The following is a 26,673-nucleotide window of genomic DNA, read 5'->3' on the forward strand; positions in this document are numbered from 1 at the left end:
AAAATCGACGTCTATTTTGATTTTGGTTTTATATTCCTAATTTTTGGTTAATGTCAGGATTAATCGAATAATCCGGGGTGAAATTTCCTCCCAATCTCACTGGTGGAACAGGGCTTTGCCAGTGAGATCTGCCAGTCTCCATTTTTGAGAATTAAATGCTAAAGGAGCACAATGTTTTTAGATTTTAATACTGCGTAAAAGTGATTTATCGATGAGTTTATCTGTAGACGTCTCACGGGAGCTGTCCGGTTCCCCCTCCACCATGGCCAGCACCGGCTGGCGTCGCCACGACACCCACTGGGTCATCAGCCTGTTCGGCACCGCCGTCGGCGCCGGCATCCTGTTCCTGCCCATCAACCTGGGTCTGGGGGGGATTTGGCCCCTCATCATCGTCGCCGTGCTGGCCGGTCCCATGACCTTCCTGGCCCACCGCGGGCTGGCGCGTTTCGTGCTCTCGTCGTCGCGCCCCCAGGCCGACTTCACCGAGGTGGCCGAGGAGCACTTCGGCAAGATGGCCGGGCGCCTCATCTCGGCGCTCTATTTCCTCTCCATCTTCCCGATCCTGCTCATCTACGGCGTCGGGCTGACCAACACGGTGGAGAGCTTCATGGTCAATCAGCTCGGCCTGGCCTCCCCGGATCGGGTGATGCTCTCCGGCGTGCTGGTGTTCGCCATGATCGCCGTGATGCTGGCCGGCGAGAAGGCGATGCTGCGGGCCTTCGCCGTCATGGTCTACCCGCTGGCGGCTATCCTGCTGGCCCTCTCCTGCTACCTCATTCCCCAGTGGCAGTGGCAGTGGCCGGAAGTGACCGCCTTTGAAGGCACGAGCTTCCTCAACACCGTCTGGCTGGCGCTGCCGGTCACCGTGTTCGCCTTCAGCCACGCCGCCGCCATCTCGGGCTTTGCCAACGTGCAGCGCCGGGAATACGGGGAGCAGGCCGAAACCAAGAGCGGCCTGATCCTGCGCAACACCACCGTCATGCTGGTGGGCTTCGTGCTCTTCTTCGTCTTCTCCTGCGTGCTGAGCCTCTCCCCGGCCCAACTGGCCGAGGCCAAGGCCCAGAACGTCTCCGTGCTCTCCTATCTCGCCAACATCACCGACAACCCGGTGATCGTGACCCTGGGGCCGCTCATCGCCTTCATCGCCATCAGCTCCTCCTTCCTCGGCCACTTCCTCGGTGCCCGCGAAAGCCTGAAAAGCCTGATCGCCAAGGCCACCGGCCTGCCGCTGGCGAAGGCGGACAAGCTCGGCATCGCCCTGATGTTCTTCGCCATCTGGGGCGCCGCCATCATCAACCCGGGCATTCTGGGGTTGATGGAGACCCTCTCCGGCCCCGTCATCGCTATGATCCTCTTCATCATGCCGGTGGTGGCCATCTACAAGGTGGAGGCGCTGGCCCGTTTCCGTCACCGTTGGGTCAACGGCTTCATCCTGCTGACCGGTGCCCTGGCGGTCTCGGCCCTGCTGTTCAGCCTGCTGAAATAAGCCAGGCCGTCAGCATCAAACAAGAGAGGCGACCCCGGGGGTCGCCTCTCTTGTTTCTGCTCTCTGGTTGCCTTGCCGTGTCTCACCCCAGCTTGGCGCCGTTCTCCACCGCCTGCTCGGGGATGGCGATCACCACGGCGCCATCCGGGCGATAGAAGCCGGTCAGCAGAAACTCCGACTGGATGGGGCCTATCTGCTTGGGAGGAAAGTTCACCACGGCGACGATCTGGCGGCCCACCAGATCCTCCGGTCGATAGAGGTCGGTGATCTGGGCGCTGCTCTTGCGCACCCCGAGCTCGGGGCCGAAATCCGCCCACACCTTGTAGGCGGGGCGGCGCGCCTCGGGGAAGGGCTCGACCCGCACCAGGGTGCCCACCCTGAGCTCCACCATCTCGAAATCCTGCCAGCTTATGGTCTGCATCTTGGCTCCTCGTTGCCCATACCGTGCATGAGCCTCAGCATGCCTCGAATGCCCGGGGATTGTCTTCGGCAAAGAGCCGACTGATTACGGCAGGCGGCCGTTTTGCCGGCGCCAGAGGGAAGGGGTCAGTCCGGTCTCGGCCAGGAAACGCTCGGCAAAGGCCCCCTGGTTCTGGTAGCCGCAGCGGCTGGCCACTTCGCCGACGGGCAGCCGGGTGCGGGCGAGCAGGCTGCGGGCCAGCGCCATGCGCCGCATCCTGAGGTAGTGGGAGACGCTCGTGCCCACCTGCTGGCGAAAGGCGTGTTTGAACTGGCTCAGGCCGAGGCAGGCGATGGCGGCGAGTTCCTCGTTGGTGAGGGGGTCTGCGAGGTGGGCTTCCATATGACGCTGCACCTTGGCGATACGAGGGGCTATGCGGGGAGCGACGGCGGGGCCCATGCCGCGTCCCTCGGTCAGCAGCCCGAGCCACACCTGATCCATGCTGGCCACGTGGCGCCCCTCGGCCACCATGCGGTGCAGGAAGGCGAGGTAGTGGCGCTGAGCCTCATCCAGCTCGACGAAGGGGTGGTCCCCCAGGGCTGCCGGCAGCCAGTGGCTCTCCTGCACCAGAAACACGTGCGCCGGGTCGGCGGCGTAGTCGTGGCGAAGGCCAGGGGCGATGATGCAGGCAAAACCGGGGGCGAGGCGACATCCCCGACCCTGCACCTCGATCTCGAGGGGGCCGACGAGGGGGATCACCAGCTGGGCGTGGTCATGACTGTGGCTCTGCATGTCGCTCTGGTAGTGACGCAGGCTGAAGGGGGAGGTGGCAGATAAGCATGACGCGGCACCGGGCCGCGTCATTGAAAGGGATGCATCGTTTGCCATGGGCAGCCGCATTACTCGGCGTCGAAGTCTTCGATCTCTTTGCCAAGGGCTTCCATGATGGCGCGGGCCTCAGCGGGGACGCTGTCCGGGTGATCCTTGCGCAGGTCGTCGTCACAGGGCAGCGGCTGGCCGGTGAAGGCGTGCAGGAAGGCTTCGCAGAGCAGCTCGCTGTTGGTCGCATGACGCAGGTTGTTCACCTGGCGACGGGTGCGCTCATCGGTCAACACCTTCAGCACCTTGAGCGGGATCGAGACGGTTATCTTCTTGACCTGTTCGCTCTTCTTGCCGTGCTCTGCATAGGGGCTGACGTAGTCGCCGTTCCACTCTGTACCCATGTTCCACCTGTAGTCGTTTGGCCGTGAGCGCGGATTTTAACCCTTAAGGAATTCAATGGCAATCCAACAGCAAAGCCATTTAGACGTCTGGAAGTGTTGACGGCTTTTTTAAGGTGGCGTAGTGTGGTGCACCATGGGCCGGCAGTCCGGCCAGCGAAAATGAGAGCGGGGCTGGACGACCCACGAGGCGGACCGGCTCCGGCAACCCATCAAGGAGAGTGACATGACCCACAAGGCCACCCTGGCGGTACGCACCGGGATTGAAACAGACACGCAGCACGGTGCCGTGGTGCCCCCCATCTACCTCTCCAGCAACTACACCTTTGCCGACTTTGGCGAGCCCCGTCAATACGACTATGCCCGCTCCGGCAACCCGACCCGCACCAATCTGGCGGATGCCCTGGCGGCCCTGGAAGGGGGGGCCGGCGCCGTGGTGACCGGTACCGGCATGGGGGCTGTTCACCTGGTGACCACGGCTCTGCTCAAGGCGGGGGATCTGCTGATCGCCCCCCACGACTGCTACGGCGGTACCTGGCGTCTGTTCGAGTATCTGGCGGCCAAGGGCCACTACCAGGTGCAGTTCGTGGATCAGGGAGACGAGGTGGCGCTGGCCGCCGCGCTGGCCCAGAAACCCGCACTGGTGTGGGTGGAGACCCCCTCCAATCCGCTGCTGCGGGTGGTGGACATCGCCGCCATCGCCGAGGCCTCCCACGGGGTGGGGGCCCAGGTGGTGGTGGACAACACCTTCCTCTCCCCCTTGCTGCAACAGCCCCTGGCCCTTGGTGCCGACGTGGTGGTCCACTCCACCACCAAGTACATCAACGGCCACTCCGACGTGGTAGGAGGTGTGGCGATCGCCAAGGATCAGGCTCTGGCCGACTCCCTGGTGTGGTGGGCCAACTGCCTGGGGCTCACCTCCGGTGCCTTTGACTCCTACCTCACCCTGCGGGGCCTGCGCACCCTGGCCCCGCGCCTGCGCACCCATCAGGAGAACACGGATCGCATCCTCGCCTTCTTGCAGCAGCAGCCGCTGGTCAAGCGGATCTATCACCCCAGCCTGCCGAGCCATCCGGGCCACGACATTGCGCGCCGTCAACAGTCCGGCTTTGGCGCCATGCTAAGTTTTGAGCTCGATTGCAACGAGACGGGGCTGCGAGCCTTCCTCGCGGGGCTGCGCCTCTTCTCGGTGGCGGAGTCCCTCGGCGGTGTGGAGAGTCTGGTGGCCCATCCGGCCAGCATGACCCACAGGGCCATGACCCCTGCGGCCCAGCAGGCGGCGGGTATCAGTGCCCAGTTGCTGCGCCTGTCGGTGGGGATCGAACACGGTGAGGATCTGGTGGCCGATCTGGCCCAGGGGTTTGAACAGGCGCAGTTGGCACAACAGGCAGAGCAGGTGAAGTAATGGAACAACAACAAGGAGAGTGTGTGGTGGCAACAGAGGCAGTCTTCAAGCGGCGCCATGTACACAAGTTCGGCGGCAGCAGCCTGGCGGATCCGGTCTGTTATCGCCGGGTCGCCAGCATCGTCGAGCAACAGGTGGGGGGCAACGAGCTGGTGGTGGTCTCCGCCGCAGGCAAGACCACCAACCGGCTGATCCAGCTGGTGGAGCTGGCGGAAGCGGGGGATGAGGCCGCAGGCGAAGCCATCACCGCCCTGCACGCCTATCAGCAGAGCCTGATCGACGGCCTGCTGGAAGGGGAGCTTCACCTCGATCTGAGCCAGCAACTGACGGACGACATGCAGTTGATCGCCAAGACCCTGGAGGGGCAGTTTGACCGCTTCGAGCGCAACGGCCTGCTCGCCTTTGGCGAGGTGTGGTCCGCCCGCCTGCTGGCTGCCCTGCTCACCAGCCGGGGTGAGGCGGCCGCCTGGCTCGATGCTCGCAGCTTCCTGCGCGCAGAAGACGGCGCCCTCATCAAGGTGGACACCGCCCTCTCCAGCGAGCTGCTCAAGGCCCGCCTGGCCGAGCACGCCGGTCGCATCGTGGTGACCGGCTTCATTGCCGCCGACATGGAGGGGCGTTCCCTGCTGCTGGGGCGCAACGGCTCCGACTACAGTGCCAGCCTCCTGGCGGCGCTGGCGGACGGCGAGTCCACCACCATCTGGAGCGACGTGGCCGGGGTCTACAGTGCCGACCCGCGCCGGGTGAAAGAGGCGCGTCTGCTGGAGCGCCTGAGCCTGGCCGAGGCCAACGAGCTGGCGCGCCTGGGCTCCTCGGTGCTGCATTCGCGTACCCTGCAGCCGGTGGCCGACAGCCGCCAGCGACTCACCCTGCGCTGCAGCTACAATCCGGACGAAGGCTGTACCCACATCCTGCGCCGTGCGCCCCGCTCCGGCGGTGCCCGCATCGTCTCCTCGGTGGATCAGATAGCCCTCATCGAGCTCAAGGTGCTGCCGCAGACGGACTTTGAGCAGACAGTGGCGGCCATCGAGGCCCATCTGGCCCGCCATCGCCTCCATCCGCTCACCCTGCAGCGCCAGCCGGATCGGCGGGTGCTGCGTCTGGCCTACACCCTGGAGGTGGCACAAGGGGCCTTCGAGGTGCTCCGTGACTTCCAGTTGCAGGGCAACTTTACCGGCCTCATCCAGAAGGAGGGGTTCAGCCTGGTCGCCCTGGTAGGGGCCGGCGTCACCGACAATGCCGAGCAGTGCCACCGTTTCTACCAGCTGCTGGCGGATCAGCCTCTGGAGTTCGTGCAGGTGGCCAAAGACGGCCTGAGCCTGGTGGCCGTGCTGCGCCAGATCGTGCTGGAGCCGCTGCTCATCGCTCTGCACAGTGCCCTGTTCAGCCGCCCGACCCGGGTCGGGCTGGTGGTGTTCGGCAAGGGCAATATCGGCGGTCACTGGCTGGGGCTCTATGCCCGCGAGAAGGCGCGCCTCGAGCATGAGCTCAATCTGGCGCTCACCCTCTACGGGGTCTTCGACTCCAAGGGCGGGCTGCTGGACGAAGAGGGGCTGGATCCCCTCAAGGTACAGGACAACTTCCATCCCAAGCCGCTCATCTGGCCGGAGCTGCTCTCCCAGCTGGAGCAGCACAGTTTTGACTCCCTGATCGCGCTCGACATGACCGCCAGCGAGACGGTGAGCCGCTACTACCCGGACTTTGCCCAGCTCGGCATCCACATCATCGCCGCCAACAAGTTTGCCGGTGCCGCCGACAGCGAGTTTTACCAGCGCATCAAGCAGACCTGCCGCGACCATCAGGTGCAATGGCGCTACAACGCCACCGTGGGGGCCGGGCTGCCCATCCAGTCCAGTATCCAGATGCTGCGCCAGAGCGGTGACCGCATCCAGGGGGTCTCCGGCATCTTCTCCGGCACCCTCTCCTGGCTGTTCCAGCAGTATGACGGCACTCGCCCCTTCTCCGAACTGGTGGACGAGGCGTGGCAACACGGCCTGACCGAGCCGGATCCCCGGGAGGATCTCTCCGGTCAGGATGTGCGCCGCAAGCTCCTCATCCTGGCGCGGGAGGCGGGCTTCGAGCTCGACTCCGCCGACATCGAGCTGGAGAACCTGGTGCCGGTGGTCCTGCGCAAGGTGAGTGCGGATCAGTTCATGGACAGGCTCAAGGAGCTGGATGACCCTATCCAGACCGCCTTCGAGGGGGCGCGCCGGGTCGGCAAGGTGCTGCGCTATGTCGCCCGCTTCGAGCACGACGGCAAGGCCCGCGTCGGGCTGGAGGCGCTGGAGCCCCATCACCCGTTTGCCAACCTCTTGCCCTGCGACAACGTGTTCGCCATCGAGAGCGACAGCTATCGCACCAACCCCCTGGTGATCCAGGGGCCGGGAGCGGGCCGGGAAGTGACGGCCGCCGCCATCCAGTACGATCTCTGGCAGATCTGCGCCAGCCTCTGAGGCTGCGTGACACGATGCAATGAGAAGAGGCGCCCCAGGGCGCCTCTTCTGTTATCGGGTGGCGGAGTTACCAGAACAGCCGGCCCAGGAGGGGGGCGAGCAGCACGGTGGCCATGCCGGCGATCATCATTACCATGCTGGAGACCACCCCCTCCTCGTTGCCCATCTGATAGGCCCTGGCTGTCCCGGCCCCGTGAGCCGAGGCACCAAAGCCCGCGCCCTTGCCGAGGCGGCTGCGGATGGCGAGCACGGTGAGCACGCTTTCTCCCACCGCCATGCCGATGACGCCGGTCAGCACCACGAACAGGGCGGTGAGATCGGCGTTGCCACCCACGGAACGGGTCGCCTCCACCGCGAAGGGGGTGGTGATGGATCTCATGGCCATGCTGCGTTGCAACAGCTCGGAGAGGTTGAGCCAGCGGGCCAGCAGCACTGTGCTGCCCACCGCCATCACCACGGACGCCACGACCCCGACCGAGAGGGAAAGCCAGTGGCGGCGCATCAGCTGGCGATTCTCGTAGACGGGCACCGCGAAGGCGACGGTGGCAGGGCCCAGCAGCCAGAGCAGCCAGTGGGATTCGGCCATGTAGTCCCGGTAGGGAATGTGGAACAGCATCACCACGGCCACCAGCAGGGTGGGGGCCAGCAGCAGCGGCATCAGGGGCAGGATGCGCTTTTTGCCATAGAGCCACTTGCTGGCGTAGTAGAAGAGCAGGGTCAGGGCGAAGCAGAGCAGGCCGAGCAGGGTGTCAGACATGGCGGCGACTCCGGCGGGCCAGCTTCAGCTCGAGGCGATAGACCCTGTCCACCACCAGGGCCGTGGTGCCGAGCACCAGCACGGTGCTGACGATCAGGACCACCATGATGCGCCACCCCTCCTGCAGCAGCAGCTCCTGATAGTTGACCACGGCCACCACGGCGGGGACGAAGAAGAGCAGCATCTCCGCCAGCAGCCAGCGGGCCCCGGCACTGAACCACTGGGCCTTGACCACCCCGAGCAGGATGCAGACCAGCAGCAGCAACATGCCGGTGAGGTTGGCGGGCAGGGGCAGGTGCAAGGTGCGCACTGCGATGTCGGCCAGCAACCAGATGGCCGCCAGCAGGGCGATTTGGAAGGGGGTTTGCAACCAGCGAAGGCAGAGGGTTTTCATGGCAAGCGTCTTTCTGTGAACCTGCTCACAGTATAGAGAGGGACCAAACCTGCAAAAAATGAATTTAAATTATCAAAATCATGCCAAAGAGGCATGATTTAGCCAGCCATCCCCGTCAAGAGAGCACCATGGATATTCGAGCCCTGCGTTACTTCGTCGAGCTGGTGCGGGAGCAGAGTTTCACCCGCGCCTCCGAGAAGCTGTTCGTCACCCAGCCCACCATCAGCAAAATGATCCGCAACATGGAAGAGGAGCTGGGCCAGCCCCTGCTGAGCCGGGTCGGTCGCCGCTTCACCCTGACCGACAGCGGCCAGGTGCTGTTCAATCGGGCCCAGACCATCCTGGCGGAGATGCAGCAGCTGGAGGCGGAGCTGGCGGATCTGCAGAGCCTGCAATCCGGGCGTCTTGCCCTCGGCATCCCGCCCATGGTGGGCCATGTCTATGCGGATCTCATTCGTACCTATCGCAGCCGCTACCCCGGGGTGGAGCTCTCCATCGTCGAATATGGCGGGCGGCGCATCGAGCAGGCGGTGCTGGCGGGGGAGCTGGATCTCGCCATCACCATGCTGCCGACCAGGGAAGAGGGGGCCCTCTGCGCCCTGGATCTGGACAGTTACCCCATCCGGGTGGTGCTACCGGACCTGCCCCGCTGGCGCGAGGGGGGCGAGATCCGGCTGGAGGCTCTGCGGGACGAACCCTTCCTGCTCTATACCCAGGCCTTCACCCTGAGCGAGCGGCTGGAGCAGGCCTGCGAGCAAGCCGGGTTCGTGCCTCAGGTGGCGGCCCGCAGCAGCCAGTGGGACTTCCTCACCGCCATGGTGCGAAGCGGCATGGGGGTCGCTTTCCTGCCGGAGCCCATCTGCCGGCGGCTGACGCCGGACGGCCTGGTGTTGCGCCCTCTGGCCCCGGCGCTGAGCTGGCGACTCGGGGTGATCTGGCCAGGGGATCGCTACCTCTCCCGCACCGCCGAGGCCTGGCTTGCCCTGTGCCGCGAACAGGGCTGAAGAGAGGGTCTGGGGTTAGGGGGTCCCCTGTGACGCCATGCCTGTGACGAAGCGGGCATAGGCTGCGGAGTGTCGCACCTCCTCAATCTCGTCCCACACCTGTTGGCTGAGATCGGGGTGGGCTTGATGGAAGGGGTGGGAGAAGATGAGGTAGTAGGGTTTTTCGACCAGGGGAGGGGTGATCCGCTCGAGTGTGGCCTGCAACTGCGGGTGGGCGGCCAGGGTCCGTTCTGCGACCCCGGTTTGCAGGGCGGCGGCAACGGCGCGCTGCATCGCGACCTTCTTGAGCAGGATCAGTGGTTCCCTGCTGGAGTCATCCACCCTGACACCGCTCTCCTGCAGCTGGGCGACGATGGAGAAACCGGACTGCGCCGCAATGACGCCATGGGCGACGAGCTGCCGGCCATCCCAGCGAACCTGTCCGCCTTTTGGCTGGTAGAGGCTGTAGCTCTCGGTGAGCAGGCGCTTGGCGGGATCAGGTGCCCCCTGTCGCATGGGATAGACCCCTATGGTGCGAGCACGCTCTTCGCTGTAGCTCAGCTTGACGGCGGCATCGAGCTGGCCCTGGCTGACGAGGGAGAGGCAGCGTTTCCAGGGAAGGGGGGTGAGAATGATGGGATGCCCGATCCGGTTTGCCACCTCCTTGAGGTGGAACTGCACTATCCCCTCGCCGGACATCAGCAACCAGGGAGGCGAATCACTGTTCTCCATGCAGGCACGAATGCTGCCGGGAGCGGCCATGACGCAGGTCGGCAGCAACCAGAGCAGCAGCGCCAGGCAGAGAGTGCGCAAGGGGAGCCTGCCTGACAGGGGAGAACCGGCGAGCCAGTCAGGGAGCGATGCCAAAGTCATCCCTCATCGGGTCATAGAGATAGGCGCGGTAGTCGGTGCTCTCGTCGGGCAACTGCGGGTTGGTCAGCCGGAAGATCTGGCGTGAATCGAGCCGGGCAAAGACCAGGGAAGGCTGGAAATGATGGCGCCAGAGGCGCTGCAGGGAGCCATCTTTCCAGGCCAGTTGCAGGCCGCGCAAAAGGCGCTCGCGCTCCTTGCTGTAGGTGGCGTGGCTATAGAGGGAGTGGATGAGCGGATAGAAGAGGGCGACATGGCTATCCACGGTCAGCCCCGGCAGGCCGGGTCTGTGGTTTTTCCACTCGCTCAATATCTCGTTGGCACCACGGCAGAAGAGATCGATCCGGCCACGGGCCACCAGGCGAAACAGTGACTCATAGTTATCCACCTCCTGCACCCTGAAGCCGTTGTAGCGAAGGATGTCGGCATCCCGCCAGCCTGTGCCCACCCCTTGCGTGAACTGCTGCAACTGGGACAGGGTGTGAACCCCGGCAAGTGCCCGGGCACGGGCGCTGCCGACAAAACAGACCCGGTAGCCGAGCACGCCCAGATCGATGGGGAAGGGGACCAGGCTGACGCCGGGTTGAGGGATCTCCTGGGGCCAGCTGTCGACGATGAAGAGGGCATTCTTGCCCGGCGTTTGCACTTCGAGCCGCATCCTCGCCTTGTTCATCCTGATGGCGTCGAGCAGTTCATAGTCGCCGTAATCGGGCCGTGTTTTCTCCAGCGCCAGCCGCATCGCCGCCCGGTAATAATTCATGCGGACATCCTGTTGGGTCTCCCCGGTGATCAGGGTGAAGCGGGTGGCCGCCATCGTGAGGGACGGGAGGGAGAGGGCGAGCAAAAGGAGCAGGATTCGATGCATCTTGACCGGGTTCGGCAACGGGATTGTGCCCAGTATAGACGGGCCATTCCCGTCGACACAGCGCTATCAGGCTCTGGCAGATCTGACCTCTTGAGAAGGGGGTCATGCGGATTTCATCAAGAGACCCAGGCGGCGACAGAGTTGGCGCAGCGTCTGGTTGTCGAGGCAGCCGAAGCCGAGCAGCCACCCCTCCAGCGTCGGCGGGCCCAGGTAGAACTGGCCCAGATGACGCAGCCCCAGCCCGCAGGCGTTGGCGGCATCGGTCCAGCGCGCCTCGCCACCGGGGGGCAGCAGCACGGCGCACTGCAGGCCGGCGCCGCTGTGGATGGGGGTGAGCCCCGGGCAGTGCTCGGCCAGTTCCGCCAGCAGCAGATCCCGTCTGCTCTGGTAGAGGAGGCGGCTCTGGCGCAGGTGGGTGGCGAAGTGCCCGCCCCGGATGAAGTCTGCCGTGACCGCTTGCTGCAACTGGTTGCTGTGGCCGTCGACGGCGGCCCGGGCGCGGCAGAAGGAGTCCATCAGTGGCCTGGGCAGCACCAGGTAGGCGAGGCGCAGCGAGCCGAACAGCACCTTGCTGAAGGTGCCCACATAGATCACCCGCCCCTGGCCGTCGAGCCCCTGCAGGGCAGGCAGGGGACGCTGATCATACTGGTACTCCCCGTCGTAATCGTCCTCCAGGATCCAGGCGCCGTGACGCTCTGCCTCGGCCAGCAGCGCCATGCGGCGGGGCAGGCTCATGGGGACGCCAAGGGGATACTGGTGTGCCGGGGTGCAGTAGATGAGGCGCGGTGCAGGATGATCCCCATGAGGGTTGAGCCCCTCTTCATCCACCGGCACCGGATGCACCCGGGCACCGGCGCTCTCCATGGCGGTGCGAGCCCCGGGATAACCGGGGTCTTCCACCCAGACGGTGTCGCCGGCATCGATGAGCAACTGGGTCGCCAGCAGGATCCCCTGCTGGGAGCTGGTGAGGATCAGGATCTGATCCGGCTCGCACACCACGCCGCGTGACTGCACCAGATAGCTGCTGATGGCGGCGCGAAGTTCCCCAAGCCCCTGGGGATCCCCGTAGTTCATCCAGTCGCTGGCGCGCTGGCGCCACTGTTGCTGCATCAGCCGACCCCAGAGTGCCTGGGGGAAGAGACGGGGATCCGGCTGGCTGGAAGCAAAGGTGGTGCCCACCTCGGGCACGTCGTGACAGGCGCCACCCAGGGCCATCTCCTGGCCGCGGCGGGAGAGGCCAGCCGCTGACTGGGGCGGGCGCGGCGCGGGGCGCACCGCCGCCAGGGCGACAAAGCTGCCGGCGCCCACCTTGCGCACCAGATACCCCTCCGCCTCGAGCCGGCCATAGGCCAGTTCCACCGTGCTGCGGGAGATACCGAGATCCCGGGCCAGGAGGCGGCTGGCGGGCAGGCGGCTGTGCAGGGGCAGGTGGCCCGCCAGGATGGCCTCGCGCAGGGTACGCACCAGTTGTTCGTGCAGGGGCAGCTCCCCTTGCTGCTGGCTGGCGAAGAGCGTTGGCAGAACGGTCATGGTGTGCTCCCGTTGGCTCGTGGGGGGCGCCCCTTTCGAGGCAGGGATCCTGCCCGCAGGGCATGGCGCGGCTGTGGGGCTGGCGACCGACGGGCAGAGCGGGTGGGGTGGATGGTCATGGTGGCGGCTCGATGAAATTGGTCTGCCCATATTGGCAAAATTGGTCGGCGTGGCAAGGCCATTTTGTCGCTACATTGGTGGTCACAGGGTGGCGCCAGCAGGCGGCACGGATTGGCAACACAAGGAGTCTGCATGTCGGAATACAGTGCCACCATCAGTTGGCAGCGGGGGGAGCACGAGCCCTTCGTCGATCAGCGTTACAGCCGGGCCCATGAGTGGGCGTTTGATGGCGGGGTCAGGGTGCCGGCCTCCTCCTCTCCCCATGTGGTGCCGCTGCCTTACTCGGTGGCGGAACATGTGGACCCGGAAGAGGCGTTTGTGGCGGCCCTCTCCAGTTGCCACATGCTCACCTTCCTTTGGCTGGCGGCGAAGGCGGGCTATCGGGTAGAGAGCTACCGGGACGACGCGGTCGGCATCATGGCTAAAAACGGGCAAGGTCGCCTCGCCATGACCCGGGTCACCCTGCGTCCCAGGGTGATCTTCGGGGGAGAGCGGGAGCCCGCCCTGGCGGATCTGGAGCAGTTGCACCACCAGGCCCATGAGGAGTGCTTCATCGCCAACTCGGTCAACACCGTCGTCACCACAGAGATCGTCATCTAGTCATCAGGAGCGTTCAGGATGAGTCATGTATTGAGCACAGGGGTGGCAGGGGCCGCCGAAGCCAGCGTCTTTTTCGAGGCCCAACTGAAGTTTCGTACCGATCCGGCGGATCTGGCCGCCGATCTGCTGGCCGGGGCGGCGGGGATCGTGGTCATCGATACCCGCTCCCCCGCACACTATGCCGAGGGGCACATTCCCGGCGCCATCTCCTTCCCCCACAGGACCATGACGGCGTCGACCACGGCGTTACTGGACCGGAACCTGGTGTATGTCTGCTATTGCGACGGCATCGGCTGCAACGGTTCGACCCAGGGGGCCTACAAGCTGGCGTCCCTCGGGTTTGAGGTCAAGGAGTTGATAGGGGGTCTGCACTGGTGGCGTCAGGACGGTTTCGCCGTCGCCACGGGCAGCGAGCCCGGAGTGCTGCTGGAAGGGGGAATTGCCTGTGCCTGTTGAACGTTGCAATGAGGGGGGCGACGCCTCCCTGTCCGGCGCCGCCCTTTTCAACGACTTTGGGCAGCCTCTGGGGCGTGCGCTGCCAGAATGGCGCGGCGCCGAATTCCCTCCCCACCGCGCACTGCATGGCTGGGGTTGTCGTCTCGAGCCCCTTGATCCCGAGCGCCACCTGGGGGATCTGTGGCAGGCGTTCAGTGCCGACAGCGGGGCCATGTGGACCTACCTGACCAGCGGCCCTTTCGCGGACGAGGCCGCCATGGGGGTCTGGCTGCGGGAGGTGGCCACCAAGCGGGATCCCCAGTTCTACGGCATCATCGACGAGGGGAGCGGACGGGCGCTGGGACTGGCGAGCTACCTGCGCATCGATCCCCTGGCGGGCAGCATCGAGGTGGGCTGGCTGCACTTCTCCCCCGCCATGCAGCAGTCACGGCTGGCGACGGCGGCCATGGTGTTGATGATGGCCAATGCCTTTGCTCTGGGATACCGGCGCTACGAGTGGAAGTGCAATGCCCTGAACCTGCCTTCGCGCCAGGCTGCCCTGCGCCTGGGCTTCCACTATGAGGGGACCTTCCGTCAGGCGCGGGTGGACAAGGGACACAACCGGGATACGGCCTGGTTCTCCGTCATCGACAGCGAGTGGCCCGCCCTGAAAGGGTGCTTCGAGCGCTGGCTGGAGGACGGCAACTTCGACCATGCCGGGCGTCAGCGTAGTCGGCTCTCCGAACTGACCGCCGCCTGCCGCTCTGGGGCGTGTTGAGGGCGGCAGATCACCCGCCGGGACGGGGCGGTTTCCGGTGCCGGGGCTTTGGGTATCCTTCGCACACAAGGCGCCAGATCCGACATCCAGACGCAAGAGGCGCCAGTCATGGCGCCTCTTTTGTTTGTTCAGTCGTGGTGATCGCCGATGGGGGCCGCAATCCAGTTCATCAGCCGGACCATGTCCTCGGGGGCCACGCCGACCGAGAGCCCCCGCTTGCCACCGCTCACCAGGATCTCGTCGAAGGCCATGGCGGAGTCGTCCAGCACGGTGGGCAGCAGCTTCTTCTGGGCCAGGGGACTGATGCCGCCCACCTTGTAGCCGGTCAGCTTTTCGGCTTCCGCCGGCTTCATCATCTCCACCTTCTTGAGCCCGGTAGCCTTGGCGAGCTGCTTGAGGCTGCACATGCCCGAGGAGGGCACGATGGCCACCACCGCCTGCTTGTCGTGATGGGCGAGCAGGGTCTTGAACACCTGCGCCTCGGGCAGGCCCAGCTGGGTAGCGGCATGCTTGCCGAAGTCGTCGTGGGCTTCGCACTCATAGGGGTAAAGCCTGTGAGGTATCTTGAGCTTTTTCAGCAAGTTGATGGCGGGTGTCATGGGGTCTCCTCGAACCGTGGCAAGGCCAGACAGTCTGCGCCCGGGAGCCGGATGTGGCAAGAACCAGTCTTCACACCCAATCGGGGCCTGTGTTAGCGTAACCGGGTGCCGGATCCTATGATTTGGGCACTTGTCCCCGCATTCCAATGCAATGCGCCGGCGATCGAAAGGAATCGTAGCCATGAATACCACAGCACTTTGCGCTCGCGATATCGACGCGATGGATCGATATGAGACCCTTGCCAGGCTGACCGCCCTTGATCGGGCCTATGGCATGGTCGAGTTCGATCTCGATGGTCGCATGGTCTCGGTCAACCCCCTGTTTTGCGACATGCTGGGCTATCCCCCCGAAGCGCTGGTGGGCCAGTCCCATCTCATGCTGTTGCCGCCGGATCTGCAGGCGGAGCATGATCTCTTCTGGCAGAAGGTATTGGGTGGCGAGATCCAGTCGGGGGAGTTTCGCCGGGTCAGGCAAGGTGGCAGCCCCCTCTGGCTCCATGCCACCTACATGCCCGTGAGCGACGAGGCCGGCACCCTGCTGGGGGTGGTCAAGCTGGCGCACGACATTACCTCGGCTGTGATGGCCAAGCAGCGGGTCGAGCAGCAGAGCCAGCTGTTTGACATCGTGGTGGCCGCGCACCAGAGTTTTCTGCTCGATCGCAATCTCGGCTCCGCCTGCGATACCGTCTTCGAGCGCCTGCTGAGCGTGAGCGAGAGCTCCTATGGTTTCATCGGCATCATCCAGTACGAGGATGGTCGTCCCAGTCTCTATGTCCCCTCCATCTCCAATGTCTCCTGGGACGAGGCGACCCACGCCTGGTATGAACAGCAGCGCCAGAGTCGGGGCGGGCTCATCTTCAGCAAGCTCGACAACCTGTTTGGGCACGTGGTGACCCACAATACCCTGGTTTGCTGCAACGATCTGCCGAGCCATCCAGCCAGTCGCGGTGTCTCCCCCCGTGGTCATCCGCACCTGGAGAGCTTCCTCGGCATTCCCATCCGCCACAAGGGAGAGGCGATCGGCATGATCGCCCTGGCCAACCGCCCGGGTGGCTTTGACGAGACCCATGTCAGCCTGCTCGAGCCCCTCACCACGGCCCTTGGCACCCTTATCCACGCCCGCAACCTGGAGGACGAGCGCAGCCGCATGGAGCGGGTGCTGCGCTTCAACGCCGAGCACGATTTCTTGACCAAGCTGCCCAACCGCAGCAGCTTTTTCCAGCAGGCAAACGTGTTGCTGGATCACGTCCAGCACCATCCCGCCGAAGGGGAGGCCTGCTGCCTGGCCTTGATAGATATCGACTTCTTCAAGCAAATCAATGATGTATATGGACACCTTGCCGGAGATGCCGTGCTGGCGTCGCTGGCGGGGCTCCTGATGCAGGCGGTGCGCAGCAAGGATCTGGTGGCGCGATTTGGCGGGGAGGAGTTCATCCTGCTGCTGCGGGGCACGACCCTGGAGGAGGCCCACACCATCATGGAGCGCATCCGGCGCCAGGTGGAGCAGCACACCTTCCTGTATCAGCACCAGGCGATCACCGTCACCATCAGTGTGGGGCTCACGCCCTATCAGATGAGTTACAGGCGCATGGATGACTGGCTTCAATGCGTGGACCAGCGACTTTACGAGGCAAAACGTCGGGGTCGCAACCAGGTCTCCTGATGAGAGGCCATATCGCGAAATAAAACAGGGCGCCATCATGGCGCCCTGATTGTTGTGGATGTTTTTTTCCCTTAGAGGGGGCTGTGCTGGCGGCAATATCGGGATCCCCGTGCCCGGCAGGGACGAAAAAGGGCGCCGGGGCGCCCTTGTTTGCAACGGTCCGGGATCAGCCGGTGTTGCGCATGCCGGCGGCGATGCCGGCGATGGTGACCATCAGCGCCTGATCCAGCTCGGGGTGCAGGGTCTCCGGGTGGTTGCGGGAGCGATTGAGCAGCTCGGCCTGCAGCACGTTGAGCGGGTCTGTGTAGGGGTTGCGCAGCTTGATGGACTCCTTGATCCAGGGCTGATCGTCCAGCAGGTCGCCCTGCGGGCGCAGTTTCAGCACTACCTCGATGGAGTCGGCAAGCTCCTGACGCAGCTGCTTGCCGAGTGCCCACAGGTTCTCCGGCACCAGGCGGGTGTCATAGTATTCCGCCAGCCAGAGGTCGGCCTTGAGGAACACCATCTCCAGCATCTCGAGACGGGTGCGGAAGAAGGGCCACTGGCGACTCATCTCGTCCAGCACGCTCTTCTGGCCGTCGTCGATGGCCTGTTGCAATCCCTTGTGGGCGCCGAGCCAGGCCGGCAGCATCAGCCGGTTCTGGGTCCAGGCGAAGATCCAGGGGATGGCGCGCAGGCTCTCGACACCGCCGTTGGGCTTGCGCTTGGCGGGGCGGGAACCGAGCGGCAGCTTGCCGAGCTCCATCTCCGGGGTGGCGGCACGGAAGTAAGGCACGAAGTCCGGGTGACCGCGCACGATACTGCGGTAGTGATCACAGGAGACAGACGCCAGCTGCTCCATCACGGCGCGCCAGCTCTCTTTCGGCTTGGGCGGCGGCAGCAGGTTCCCCTCCAGCACGGCGCTGGTGTAGAGGTTCAGGCTCTGGATGGCCACCTTCGGCAAGCCGAACTTGAAGCGGATCATCTCCCCCTGTTCGGTGACCCGCAGGCCGCCGCGCAGGGATCCCGGGGGTTGCGACAGGATCGCCTGATGGGCGGGGGCGCCGCCACGGCCGACGGTACCGCCGCGGCCATGGAACAGGGTGAGGCGGATGTTGTTGGCTTCAGCCAGCGCCACCAGGGATTCCATGGCGGCGTACTGGGCCCAGCCAGCGGCCATCATGCCCGCATCCTTGGCGGAGTCGGAGTAGCCGATCATCACGTACTGACGGCCCTGGATGTAACCGCGATACCAGTCCACCGACAGCAGGCGTTCCATCACGGCGGTGCCCGCCATCAGGTCTTCCTGGGTCTCGAACAGCGGGGCAACCGGCATGCGGAACTTGCAGCCAGCTTCCTTCAGCAACAGCTGGACCGCCAAGACATCGGACGGGGCACCGGCCATGGAGATGATGTAGATGCCGAATGCATCGGGGTCGTGCTGGGCGATGACGCGACAGGTGTCGATGGTCTCGCGGGTCTCGGCACTGGGATCCCAGTCGCTCGGGATGAGGGGGCGGCGGGAGTTCAGCTCGCGCAGCAGGAAGGCCTGCTTGTCCTCTTCGCTCCACTCGGCGTAGTCGCCCACACCCAGGTAGCGGGTCAGCTCGGAGAAGACCTGGCCGTGACGCTCGCCATCCTGACGGATGTCCAGCTTGACCAGGTGGATGCCGAAGCAGGCCAGCTTGCGCAGCACGTCCAGCAGCATGCCGTCGGCGATGTTGCCCATGCCGCAGGCGTGCAGGGAGTGGTAGCAGAGCTCCAGGGGCTCGCGCAGCTGGGCGGTGCTCTTGACCAGATCCCGGCTCTCGCTCGCCTGGCCCTGTACCTTGGCGGTCAGGTACTCCTGGGTCTCGCGCAGCTGCTCGCGCAGCTCACGCACCAGGGCGCGATAGGGTTCCGGGTTATCACCGACCCGGGCACGCACGGCGTCGGTGCAATCGGCCATGGAGAGCTCGGAGGTGAGCTCCTTGATGTCCTTGTAGAACAGGCTCACCGCCATCCAGCGGCCCAGCTCCAGCACTTCGGCGGTCACCTTGGCGGTGACGAAGGGGTTGCCGTCGCGGTCACCGCCCATCCAGGAGGTGAACTTGACCGGCGCGGCATCCAGCGGCAGCCGCACACCCAGATGGTGTTGCAGGCGCTCGTCCAGATTGCGCATGAATTCGGGGATGGCCGGCCACAGGCTGTTTTCCACCACGGCGAAGCCCCACTTGGCTTCGTCCACCGGGGTCGGGCGCTGTTCGCGGATCTCGTTGGTGTGCCAGGCCTGGTTGACCAGCTGCTCGATGCGACTCTGGATCTTGTCCCGCTCGCGGGGCAGCAGATCGGAGAGTTCCAGGGCCTCGAGGCAGTCGTTGAGCTGCACGTGCTTGTGGATCAGGGTACGACGGGTCACCTCGGTGGGGTGAGCGGTCAGCACCAGATCGATGTCCAGCTCGCGCACGGCCTGGATGATGGCCTCCTGGGACAGGTTGGAGGCTTTCAGCTTGTCGAACATCTGCTCCAGCGGGTCCGGGGTGCAGACCTGCTCTTCGCAGCGACGGGAGATGGTGTGGAACTGCTCCGCCACGTTCGCCAGGTTGAGGAACTGGCTGAAGGCACGGGCCACGGGCAGCAGTTCGTCATCGGAGAGGGTACGCAGGGTGTCGAGCAGGCGCTCTCTGTCTGCCTCGTTCCCCTTGCGGGAAGACTTGGCCAGTTGGCGAATGGTCTCAATCTTGTCGAGGAAGGCCTGCCCCTGATGATCCTTGATGGATTTACCCAGCAGTTGGCCCAACATGCCTACGTTGGCCCGTAGTGCGGCGTACTTTTCGTTCATTCCACATCCTTATTTTGTTGGTGCCTCCTGACCTTCCAGGCGGGAGGCGACCTCACTTATTGTTGTGCGATTACAACATATGCTCCGTCATCTTAGGGGGACAATCTACCCAGATTGTCTGCGCAAGGTCAAATAACAAGCCGATTCAGAACATGTATTTCCCTCACCTGTCCCAAGGCGCCTGTCATGTAACTTACTTACATCCCTATTTGGCTAGACGCAGAAGCGCCGGATCAGGTGCTGCAGCACCGCCGTGGTCGGTTTGACGAACGACAGATCCAGGTATTCATCGGGCTGGTGGGCCTGGGTGATATGGCCTGGACCCATCACTATGGTCTCGCAACCCAGCTGCTGGATAAAGGGGGCTTCGGTGCAATAGTTCACGGACTCGGCGGCCCGGCCGCTCGCCTTTTCCGCCTCCCGCACCAGCTCGGAGTCATCCTGGCAGGCATAGGCCGGAATGGGTTCGTGCAGGTGCTGCAGGTGCAAGCAGCCGGGCTGGTGGATCTCGATGGGGGAGAGCGCCTCTTTCAGCATGCCCATCAGCTCGTCGGGTCCCACCTGCGGGGTGGGACGCATGTCGATGTGCAGCTCGCAGCAGCCGCAGATGCGGTTCGGGCTGTCGCCCCCCTGGATGTAGCCGAGGTTCAGGGTGGGCTGGGGCACGGCGAAGCGGTGATCCGCGTACTTTTCCTTCAGATCCTGCTGGAGCCTGAGCACCTGACCCATGGCCTTGTGCATGATCTCCATGGCATTGACGCCGTTGGCGGGATCCGAACTGTGGCCGCTTCGGCCTGTGATGCGAATGGCTTCCGACATGTGGCCCTTGTGGGCCACCACGGGCACCAGCCCGGTGGGTTCGCCGATCACCGCGTAATCGGGTTTGAGTTCGGCTGCGGCGGCGATGGCGCGGGCCCCGGCCATGGTGGTCTCTTCATCGGCGGTGGCAAGAATGCGCAGCGGCTTGCTCAGGGTCTTGAGGTCGACCTCCTTGAGCGCTTCCACGATAAAGGCGAAGAAGCCCTTCATGTCGATGGTGCCGAGCCCGTACAGGCGGTTGCCCTCTTCGGTCACCTTGAAGGGGTCTTTGGTCCAGGCTCCTTCATCGAAGGGAACGGTATCCGTGTGACCCGCGAGCAGCAGCCCCCCTTCTCCCTGACCATAGGTTGCCACCAGGTTGAACTTGCCCGGCAGATCCGGCAGGGCCGTGACCTCGCACTGGAACCCAAGCTGGCCGAACCAGTCGGCCAGCAGCCGGATCACCGCCTCGTTGCTCTGATCCCAGCGAGTATCCGTGCTGCTGATAGAGGGAATCGCAATAATATTCTTATAAAGTGAAAAAAAATCCAGTTTGGCCATCAGCTCCTCCTTGCGTCCCCGGAGTGTTTCTGTTAGAAAATACAAATGCAAAGTGAGTGCATGAATATTCTGTTCGAGTGCTCATCGACAAGGCCTCTAGTTGTAAGGGAAAGTTAATGTTCTGTCACCTGATCTGTAACCGACGACGCATATCCGCCTGAATTGCCCCTCCGCACTCGTTGCATCAAAGGGGCGATAGCCGACCCCTTGCACCGCAGCACCATGCTGTGAATTTCGAACCCAGACTTGGAATACTCAAACATGCTTAAGACCGTTATCGTCGGTGCCAGTGGCTACGCGGGGGCCGAACTGGCCGCTCTGGTCCAGAACCATCCACAACTCGAGCTGTTCGGCCTCTATGTTTCCGCCGGCAGCCAGGACGCCCACAAGCGCTTCTCTTCCCTGCATCCCCAGTGGGTGGGCAAGCTGGATCAGCCGCTGCTGCCCCTGGACGAAGACGGCATGACCCGGATCCTGACCCAGGCCGATCTGGTGGTGCTGGCTACTGCTCACGAGGTGAGTGCGGAACTCGCGCCCAAGTTCCTGGCCAAGGGGTTGCCGGTGTTCGATCTCTCCGGTGCCTTCCGGGTCAACGATCAGCAGTTCTACTCCTCCTTCTACGGCTTCACCCACGAGAATGAGCAGTGGCTGGAGCAGGCCGCCTACGGTCTGGCCGAGTGGAATGCCGATGCCGTCAAGGCCGCCCAGCTGATTGCCGTGCCGGGATGCTACCCGACCGCCTCCCTGTGCGCCCTCAAGCCGCTGCAACAGGCCGGGCTGATTGCCCAGGGGTGGCAGCCCATCATCAATGCGGTTTCCGGCGTCTCCGGGGCTGGTCGCAAGGCCGCCATCAACACCAGTTTCTGCGAAGTGAGCCTCAATCCCTACGGCACCTTCAATCACAGGCACCAGCCGGAGATCAGCCACCACCTCGGCAAGGAGGTGCTGTTCCAGCCCCACCTCGGCAACTATGTGCGGGGCATCCTGGCCACCATCTATGTGCAACTGGCGGAAGGGGTGACGCCGACCCAGGTGGATCAGGCCTACCTCAAGGCCTACGAAGGCAAGCCGCTGGTACGCCTCACCGGCCAGATGCCCTCCATCCGTGGCGTGGCGAGCACGCCCTACTGCGACATCGCCTGGCAGCAGCAGGGCAACATGCTGGTGGTGGTTTCTGCCATCGACAACCTGCTCAAGGGGGCCGCCTCGCAAGCCATGCAGTGCATAAATATCAAGTTTGGTTTTGAACCGGCCACCGGCCTGATTTAACGCTTTAAGAAAGGATCGAGAAGATGGACAAGCAGACGCTGGTAATCAAGTTGGGTGGTGCCCTGATCGAGAACGACGAGGCCCTGACTGCCCTGTTCGCCACCCTGAAGACCTTCCTGGATGATCAGCACCGTCCTCTGGTGCTGGTGCACGGTGGTGGCTGCCTGGTGGACGACCTGCTCAAGGGGCTGGGCATGACCTCCACCAAGAAGAACGGCCTGCGGGTGACCCCGTTCGAGCAGATCCCCGTGATTGCCGGTGCCCTGGCCGGGACCGCCAACAAGATGATGATGGCCAAGGCCATCTCCACCGGCATTCCTGCTGTGGGTCTGTGCCTCGCCGACGGCGGTCTGTGCCAGGTGACCCAGCTCGATCCGGATCTCGGTGCGGTCGGTGACTGCAAACCGGGCAACCCGGCGCTGGTGGCCGGCATCCTGGGGCAGGGCTTCCTGCCGGTGGTGAGCTCCATCGGCATCACCGCCGACGGACAGATGATGAACGTCAATGCGGATCAGGCGGCCACCGCCATCGCCGAAGCGCTGGGCGCCGATCTGGTGATGCTGTCGGATGTGAGCGGCATTCTGGATGGCAAGGGCAAGCTGGTGCCGCAACTGGACAAGCAGAGCGCGCTGGACCTGATGGAGAAGGGGGTTATCACGGACGGCATGGCCGTCAAGGTGAAAGCCGCCCTGCATGCCGCCGAAACCCTGGGCAAGCCGGTCTGTGTCGCCAGCTGGCGCTACCCGGATCAGCTGCTCAAGCTGCTGGCTGGCGGCGCGGTCGGCACCCAGGTCACCCTCTGATCTCCACCGGGAAAAGGACAATCCGATGCAACATCTTCTGAAAGACAGTGATTTAAGCAAGGCCCAGATCGAGGCGCTGCTGGCGCTAGGCAAGGCGGTCAAGGCCGATCCGAAGAAATACAGCCAGGCCCTGGCGGGCAAGAGCGTGGTCACCCTGTTCGAGAAGCCCTCCCTGCGTACCCGGGTCACCTTCGACATCGGCATCGCCAAACTGGGCGGTCACAGCGTCTATCTGGATCAGCAGAACGGGGCGCTCGGCAAGCGGGAGTCGGTGAAGGATTTCGCCAGCAACCTGTCCCGCTGGTGTGACGCCATCGTCGCCCGGGTGTTCGATCACCAGACCCTGGTCGAGCTGGCCGAGTTCGGCTCGGTGCCTGTGGTCAACAGCCTGTGCAACCTCTACCACCCCTGCCAGGGGCTGGCGGATTTCATGACCATCAGCGAGCACTACAGCGATCTGTCCAAGGTGAAGCTGGCCTATCTCGGCGATGGCAACAACGTGAGCCACTCCCTGCTGCTGCTGGGGGCGACCCTCGGTACCGACGTGACCCTGGTCTGCCCGAAAGGCCATGGCCCGGATACCCAGATCTTCCTGCAGGCCCAGGCACTGGCAGCTCAATCTGGCGCGACCATACATATCAGCGATGATGTCGCGGATATCGAAGGCTTTGACGTGGTTTATACCGATACCTGGGTTTCCATGGGTGACAACACACCAATGGAGCAGGTAAAAGATATCTTCATGCCTTATCAGATCAACCAGGCCCTGCTCGATCGGACCGGCATCCAGCATGTGCTGCACTGCCAGCCGGCCCACCGGGAGCTGGAGATCACCTCGGAGGTCATGGACGGCCCAGCCTCCCTCATCATGGATGAGGCAGAAAACCGGATGCATATCCAGAACGCCGTGCTGCTGACCCTGTTCGGACAGGGCCAGAAGTAATCCGGCAACCGACCCGGAATCACCCCTTTTTATCGAATCATCACGGAGAGAAGTAAATGAGCGGAATCAACAAGATCGTACTGGCTTACTCGGGCGGACTGGATACCTCGGCCATCATTCCCTGGCTGAAGGAGCACTATGACGCTGAAATCATCGCCTTCGTCGCCGACGTGGGCCAGGAGCGTGACGATCTGGAAGGGATCGAGCAGAAGGCCATCGCCTCCGGCGCGGTCAAGTGCATCGTCAAGGATCTGCGGGAAGAGTTCGTCAAAGAGTATGTCTACCCGACCCTGAAGACCGGTGCAGTCTATGAAGGCACCTACCTGCTGGGCACCTCCATGGCTCGTCCGGTGATCGCCAAGGCCATGGTCGAGGCTGCCCTGGCAGAAGGGGCTGATGCCATCTCCCACGGTTGCACCGGCAAGGGCAACGACCAGGTGCGGTTCGAAGGGGCGGTGGCTGCCCTGGCGCCCCAGCTGAAAGTGATCGCCCCGTGGCGGTTGTGGGACATGCGTTCCCGGGAAGATCTGCTGGCCTATCTGGAAGCCCGCAACATCCCCTGCAAGGCGACCCTGAAGAAGATCTACAGCCGCGACGCCAACGCCTGGCACATCTCCACCGAGGGTGGCGAGCTGGAGAGCACCTGGAACGAGCCGTCCGAAGCCGTCTGGCAGTGGACCGTCTCTGCAGAGGATGCCCCGAACGAGCCGGAATACGTCAAGCTGACCGTGGCCAAGGGCGAAGTGGTCGCCGTTGACGACCAGCCGCTCAGCCCGCACCAGATCCTGACCACCCTGAACGAGCGTGCCGGCAAGCACGGCGTGGGCCGGATCGACATCACCGAGAACCGGATGGTGGGCATGAAGTCCCGTGGCTGCTACGAGACCCCGGGTGGTACCGTGATGGTTGCCGCACTGCGCGCCGTGGAAGAGCTGGTACTGGACAGACCGACCCGCGCCTGGCGGGAAAAGCTGGGTGCCGAGTTCTCTCACCTGGTGTATGACGGTCGCTGGTTCACCCCGCTGTGCAAGGCCATTGTCGCCTCCGCCAACGCCATCGCCGAGGAGCTCGACGGTGAAGTGGTGCTGAAGATGTACAAGGGTCAGGTCACCGCGGTGCAGAAGAAGTCGCCGAACAGCCTCTATTCCGAAGACTTCGCCACCTTCGGTGCCGACGAAGTGTACGACCAGAGCCATGCCGAAGGCTTCATCCGTCTCTACACCCTGGCGAGCCGGATCCGCGCCATGAAGGAGCAGCATCAAGCCATCGGTGGCGACCATACCCACGGCTAAACAAGCGCTATCACCCGTTGATTCGAGGGGGCATGGCCCCCTCTTTTACAGGCAGAGAGGCCCTTTGCCATCCTCATCGGGTGTGACAAGAGCGGCTGCGCCCTGGCCGCTTCTGTGAGATAACAGGCTCGCAGAAAAACAGGGCAAGATTTCAAGTTCGACGGCGCAAGGCGCCGCCGACAACGCATTCAAGGAGAGCAGTATGGCACTTTGGGGTGGACGCTTCAGTCAGGGAGCCGATAGCCGGTTCAAGCAGTTCAACGATTCGCTGCGGTTCGACTACCGTCTGGCGGAGCAGGATATTCAAGGCTCCATGGCCTGGGCCAAAGCGCTGGTCAAGGTGGGCGTGTTGACCGAGGGTGAGCAGGCCAAGTTGCAGCAGGCGATGGAGGTACTGCTCGCCTCGGTGCAACAGGATCCCCAGCAGATCCTGAACTCGGACGCCGAAGACATCCACTCCTGGGTCGAGAGCCAGCTCATCGACGCCGTCGGCGCCCTTGGCAAGAAGCTGCACACCGGTCGCTCGCGCAACGATCAGGTCGCCACCGACCTCAAGCTCTGGTGCAAGGCACAGGGTGAACTGCTGCTCGGCTCCATTACCGCCCTGCAACAAGGGTTGGTGGCCTCCGCCCGTGCCAACCAGGCCGCGGTGCTGCCCGGTTACACCCACCTGCAGCGGGCCCAGCCGGTCACTTACGCCCACTGGGCCCTGGCCTATGTGGAGATGCTGGAGCGGGACCATTCCCGTCTGCAGGATGCCCTCAAGCGCCTCGACACCAGCCCCCTCGGCTGCGGCGCCCTGGCAGGCACCGCCTATGCCATCGACCGCGAAGCCCTGGCGCTCGACATGGGCTTTAGCGGCGCGACCCGCAACAGCCTGGATTCGGTGTCCGATCGGGATCACGTGGTGGAGCTGATGCACGTGGCGTCGCTCTCCATGACCCACCTGTCGCGGTTTGCCGAAGACCTTATCTTCTACAACACAGGTGAAGCCGGTTTTGTGGAGCTCTCCGATGCGGTGACCTCAGGTTCCTCTCTGATGCCCCAGAAGAAGAACCCGGACGCGCTGGAGCTCATTCGTGGCAAGACCGGCCGGGTGGTCGGCGCCCAGATGGGCATGTTGATGAGCCTCAAGGCGTTGCCGCTGGCCTACAACAAGGACATGCAGGAAGACAAAGAGGGGCTGTTCGACGCCCTCGACACCTGGCACGACTGCCTCGACATGGCGGCCCTGGTGCTGATCGATCTGAAGGTCAATGGCGAGCGTACCAAGGCGGCGGCCCAGGGCGGCTACGCCAACGCCACCGAGCTGGCGGACTATCTGGTGGCCAAGGGCATCCCGTTCCGTGAGGCGCACCATATCGTCGGCGAGACTGTGGTCTATGCGATCCAGGTGAAAAAGCCCCTGGAAGAGCTCTCCCTCCCCGAGTTCCAGCGCTTCAGCCCCGTGGTGGGGGAAGATGTTTACCCGAACCTGGAGCTGGAAGCGACCCTGGCCAAGCGGGTCGCCAAAGGCGGCGTCGCCCGCGAGCAGATAGAGGCAGCTCTCACCGCCGCCGAAGCCTGGCTGAGCAAGCGGGCGGGTTAAGCCAACCGGCTTGCCATGGGAGTAAGAAGGCAGAACGGCAACCCCAGGGTTGCCGTTTTTT

24 protein-coding genes are annotated in these 26,673 nt (G+C 64.0%); 13 read left to right on the forward strand and 11 right to left on the reverse strand.

Annotated features, from left to right (window positions below; translation table 11 throughout):
- The first annotated feature begins 211 nt into the window (after positions 1-211).
- Positions 212-1,486 carry an aromatic amino acid transport family protein gene (locus BN1120_RS03615; RefSeq protein WP_042014795.1) on the forward strand — a complete coding sequence of 425 codons (1,275 nt, stop codon included), beginning with the start codon at positions 212-214 and terminating at the stop codon, positions 1,484-1,486.
- Positions 1,487-1,568: 82 nt separating this feature from the next.
- On the opposite strand, the gene BN1120_RS03620 is transcribed toward BN1120_RS03615, so the two are convergent.
- The 3 genes from BN1120_RS03620 to metJ all read right to left on the reverse strand — a co-directional run bounded on the left by BN1120_RS03620 (position 1,569) and on the right by metJ (position 3,109).
- Entirely contained in the window at positions 1,569-1,907 is a 339-nt protein-coding gene (locus tag BN1120_RS03620) for a tRNA-binding protein (protein ID WP_010675707.1), read from the reverse strand.
- Between the two features lie 84 nt (positions 1,908-1,991).
- The gene (locus BN1120_RS03625; protein ID WP_042014816.1) at positions 1,992-2,750 is read right to left on the reverse strand and encodes an AraC family transcriptional regulator; all 759 of its coding nucleotides are present in this window, start codon (positions 2,748-2,750) and stop codon (positions 1,992-1,994) included.
- A 35-nt stretch (positions 2,751-2,785) separates the two neighbouring features.
- Positions 2,786-3,109, reverse strand: a complete 324-nt coding sequence (gene metJ / locus BN1120_RS03630) for a met regulon transcriptional regulator MetJ (protein WP_005327165.1) — start codon at positions 3,107-3,109, stop codon at positions 2,786-2,788.
- A 223-nt stretch (positions 3,110-3,332) separates the two neighbouring features.
- Between metJ and metB the strand changes: the two genes are divergently transcribed.
- Both metB and BN1120_RS03640 read left to right on the forward strand, forming a co-directional pair.
- Complete coding sequence (metB, locus tag BN1120_RS03635) at positions 3,333-4,511, forward strand: cystathionine gamma-synthase (protein ID WP_010675705.1); 1,179 nt, start codon at positions 3,333-3,335, stop codon at positions 4,509-4,511.
- A complete protein-coding gene (locus tag BN1120_RS03640; protein ID WP_039040575.1) occupies positions 4,511-6,964 on the forward strand; it encodes a bifunctional aspartate kinase/homoserine dehydrogenase II in 2,454 nt (817 codons plus the stop codon). The genes metB and BN1120_RS03640 overlap by 1 nt, the downstream gene beginning before the upstream one ends.
- A 67-nt stretch (positions 6,965-7,031) precedes the next feature.
- Here the strand turns inward: BN1120_RS03640 and BN1120_RS03645 are convergent, their stop codons facing one another.
- Both BN1120_RS03645 and BN1120_RS03650 read right to left on the reverse strand, forming a co-directional pair.
- Positions 7,032-7,721, reverse strand: a complete 690-nt coding sequence (locus tag BN1120_RS03645) for an LrgB family protein (RefSeq protein WP_010675703.1) — start codon at positions 7,719-7,721, stop codon at positions 7,032-7,034.
- The gene (locus BN1120_RS03650; protein WP_039040574.1) at positions 7,714-8,115 is read right to left on the reverse strand and encodes a CidA/LrgA family protein; all 402 of its coding nucleotides are present in this window, start codon (positions 8,113-8,115) and stop codon (positions 7,714-7,716) included. Before BN1120_RS03650 ends, BN1120_RS03645 begins: the two co-directional genes overlap by 8 nt.
- A gap of 128 nt (positions 8,116-8,243) precedes the next feature.
- Between BN1120_RS03650 and BN1120_RS03655 the strand changes: the two genes are divergently transcribed.
- Entirely contained in the window at positions 8,244-9,119 is an 876-nt protein-coding gene (locus BN1120_RS03655; protein WP_039040573.1) for a LysR family transcriptional regulator, read from the forward strand.
- A 15-nt stretch (positions 9,120-9,134) separates the two neighbouring features.
- On the opposite strand, the gene BN1120_RS03660 is transcribed toward BN1120_RS03655, so the two are convergent.
- From BN1120_RS03660 to pdxR, 3 genes are all read right to left on the reverse strand, one after another.
- On the reverse strand, positions 9,135-9,965 hold the full coding sequence (locus BN1120_RS03660) for a substrate-binding periplasmic protein (RefSeq protein WP_231959413.1): 831 nt from the start codon (positions 9,963-9,965) through the stop codon (positions 9,135-9,137).
- Complete coding sequence (locus BN1120_RS03665; RefSeq protein ID WP_041215775.1) at positions 9,949-10,833, reverse strand: hypothetical protein; 885 nt, start codon at positions 10,831-10,833, stop codon at positions 9,949-9,951. The genes BN1120_RS03660 and BN1120_RS03665 overlap by 17 nt, the downstream gene beginning before the upstream one ends.
- Before the next feature lie 102 nt (positions 10,834-10,935).
- A complete protein-coding gene (gene pdxR / locus BN1120_RS03670) occupies positions 10,936-12,363 on the reverse strand; it encodes a MocR-like pyridoxine biosynthesis transcription factor PdxR (RefSeq protein ID WP_042014798.1) in 1,428 nt (475 codons plus the stop codon).
- 252 nt (positions 12,364-12,615) lie between these two features.
- Between pdxR and BN1120_RS03675 the strand changes: the two genes are divergently transcribed.
- From BN1120_RS03675 to BN1120_RS03685, 3 genes are read left to right on the forward strand one after another with little or no spacing between them, the layout of a single operon-like run.
- Entirely contained in the window at positions 12,616-13,083 is a 468-nt protein-coding gene (locus BN1120_RS03675; protein ID WP_042014799.1) for an OsmC family protein, read from the forward strand.
- Positions 13,084-13,101: 18 nt separating this feature from the next.
- Entirely contained in the window at positions 13,102-13,539 is a 438-nt protein-coding gene (locus tag BN1120_RS03680; RefSeq protein WP_042014800.1) for a rhodanese-like domain-containing protein, read from the forward strand.
- A gap of 28 nt (positions 13,540-13,567) precedes the next feature.
- Positions 13,568-14,296, forward strand: a complete 729-nt coding sequence (locus tag BN1120_RS03685; protein ID WP_042014820.1) for a GNAT family N-acetyltransferase — start codon at positions 13,568-13,570, stop codon at positions 14,294-14,296.
- Positions 14,297-14,424: 128 nt separating this feature from the next.
- On the opposite strand, the gene ybaK is transcribed toward BN1120_RS03685, so the two are convergent.
- Complete coding sequence (gene ybaK, locus BN1120_RS03690) at positions 14,425-14,895, reverse strand: Cys-tRNA(Pro) deacylase (RefSeq protein ID WP_042014801.1); 471 nt, start codon at positions 14,893-14,895, stop codon at positions 14,425-14,427.
- Between the two features lie 181 nt (positions 14,896-15,076).
- Here ybaK and BN1120_RS03695 point away from each other — a divergent pair, with 181 nt between their 5' ends.
- On the forward strand, positions 15,077-16,558 hold the full coding sequence (locus BN1120_RS03695) for a GGDEF domain-containing protein (RefSeq protein ID WP_042014802.1): 1,482 nt from the start codon (positions 15,077-15,079) through the stop codon (positions 16,556-16,558).
- 166 nt (positions 16,559-16,724) lie between these two features.
- Here BN1120_RS03695 and ppc read toward each other — a convergent pair whose 3' ends face one another.
- Together ppc and argE are read right to left on the reverse strand one after the other, a co-directional pair.
- Positions 16,725-19,358, reverse strand: coding sequence for a phosphoenolpyruvate carboxylase (ppc, locus tag BN1120_RS03700; RefSeq protein ID WP_010675692.1), 2,634 nt, complete (start codon positions 19,356-19,358; stop codon positions 16,725-16,727).
- 213 nt (positions 19,359-19,571) lie between these two features.
- Complete coding sequence (gene argE, locus BN1120_RS03705) at positions 19,572-20,717, reverse strand: acetylornithine deacetylase (protein ID WP_039040568.1); 1,146 nt, start codon at positions 20,715-20,717, stop codon at positions 19,572-19,574.
- A 261-nt stretch (positions 20,718-20,978) separates the two neighbouring features.
- On the opposite strand from argE, the gene argC reads away from it, so the two are divergent.
- From argC to argH, 5 genes are all read left to right on the forward strand, one after another.
- On the forward strand, positions 20,979-21,986 hold the full coding sequence (argC, locus tag BN1120_RS03710) for an N-acetyl-gamma-glutamyl-phosphate reductase (RefSeq protein ID WP_010675690.1): 1,008 nt from the start codon (positions 20,979-20,981) through the stop codon (positions 21,984-21,986).
- Positions 21,987-22,009: 23 nt separating this feature from the next.
- A complete protein-coding gene (gene argB, locus BN1120_RS03715) occupies positions 22,010-22,789 on the forward strand; it encodes an acetylglutamate kinase (protein ID WP_010675689.1) in 780 nt (259 codons plus the stop codon).
- Between the two features lie 25 nt (positions 22,790-22,814).
- Positions 22,815-23,732, forward strand: coding sequence for an ornithine carbamoyltransferase (locus tag BN1120_RS03720; protein WP_010675688.1), 918 nt, complete (start codon positions 22,815-22,817; stop codon positions 23,730-23,732).
- 56 nt (positions 23,733-23,788) lie between these two features.
- Positions 23,789-25,024, forward strand: coding sequence for an argininosuccinate synthase (locus BN1120_RS03725; protein WP_010675687.1), 1,236 nt, complete (start codon positions 23,789-23,791; stop codon positions 25,022-25,024).
- Positions 25,025-25,226: 202 nt separating this feature from the next.
- Entirely contained in the window at positions 25,227-26,612 is a 1,386-nt protein-coding gene (gene argH / locus BN1120_RS03730; RefSeq protein ID WP_042014804.1) for an argininosuccinate lyase, read from the forward strand.
- Positions 26,613-26,673: the final 61 nt, after the last annotated feature.

It is taken from the genome of Aeromonas caviae (assembly GCF_000819785.1).
In the GTDB taxonomy this organism is placed as follows: domain Bacteria; phylum Pseudomonadota; class Gammaproteobacteria; order Enterobacterales; family Aeromonadaceae; genus Aeromonas; species Aeromonas caviae.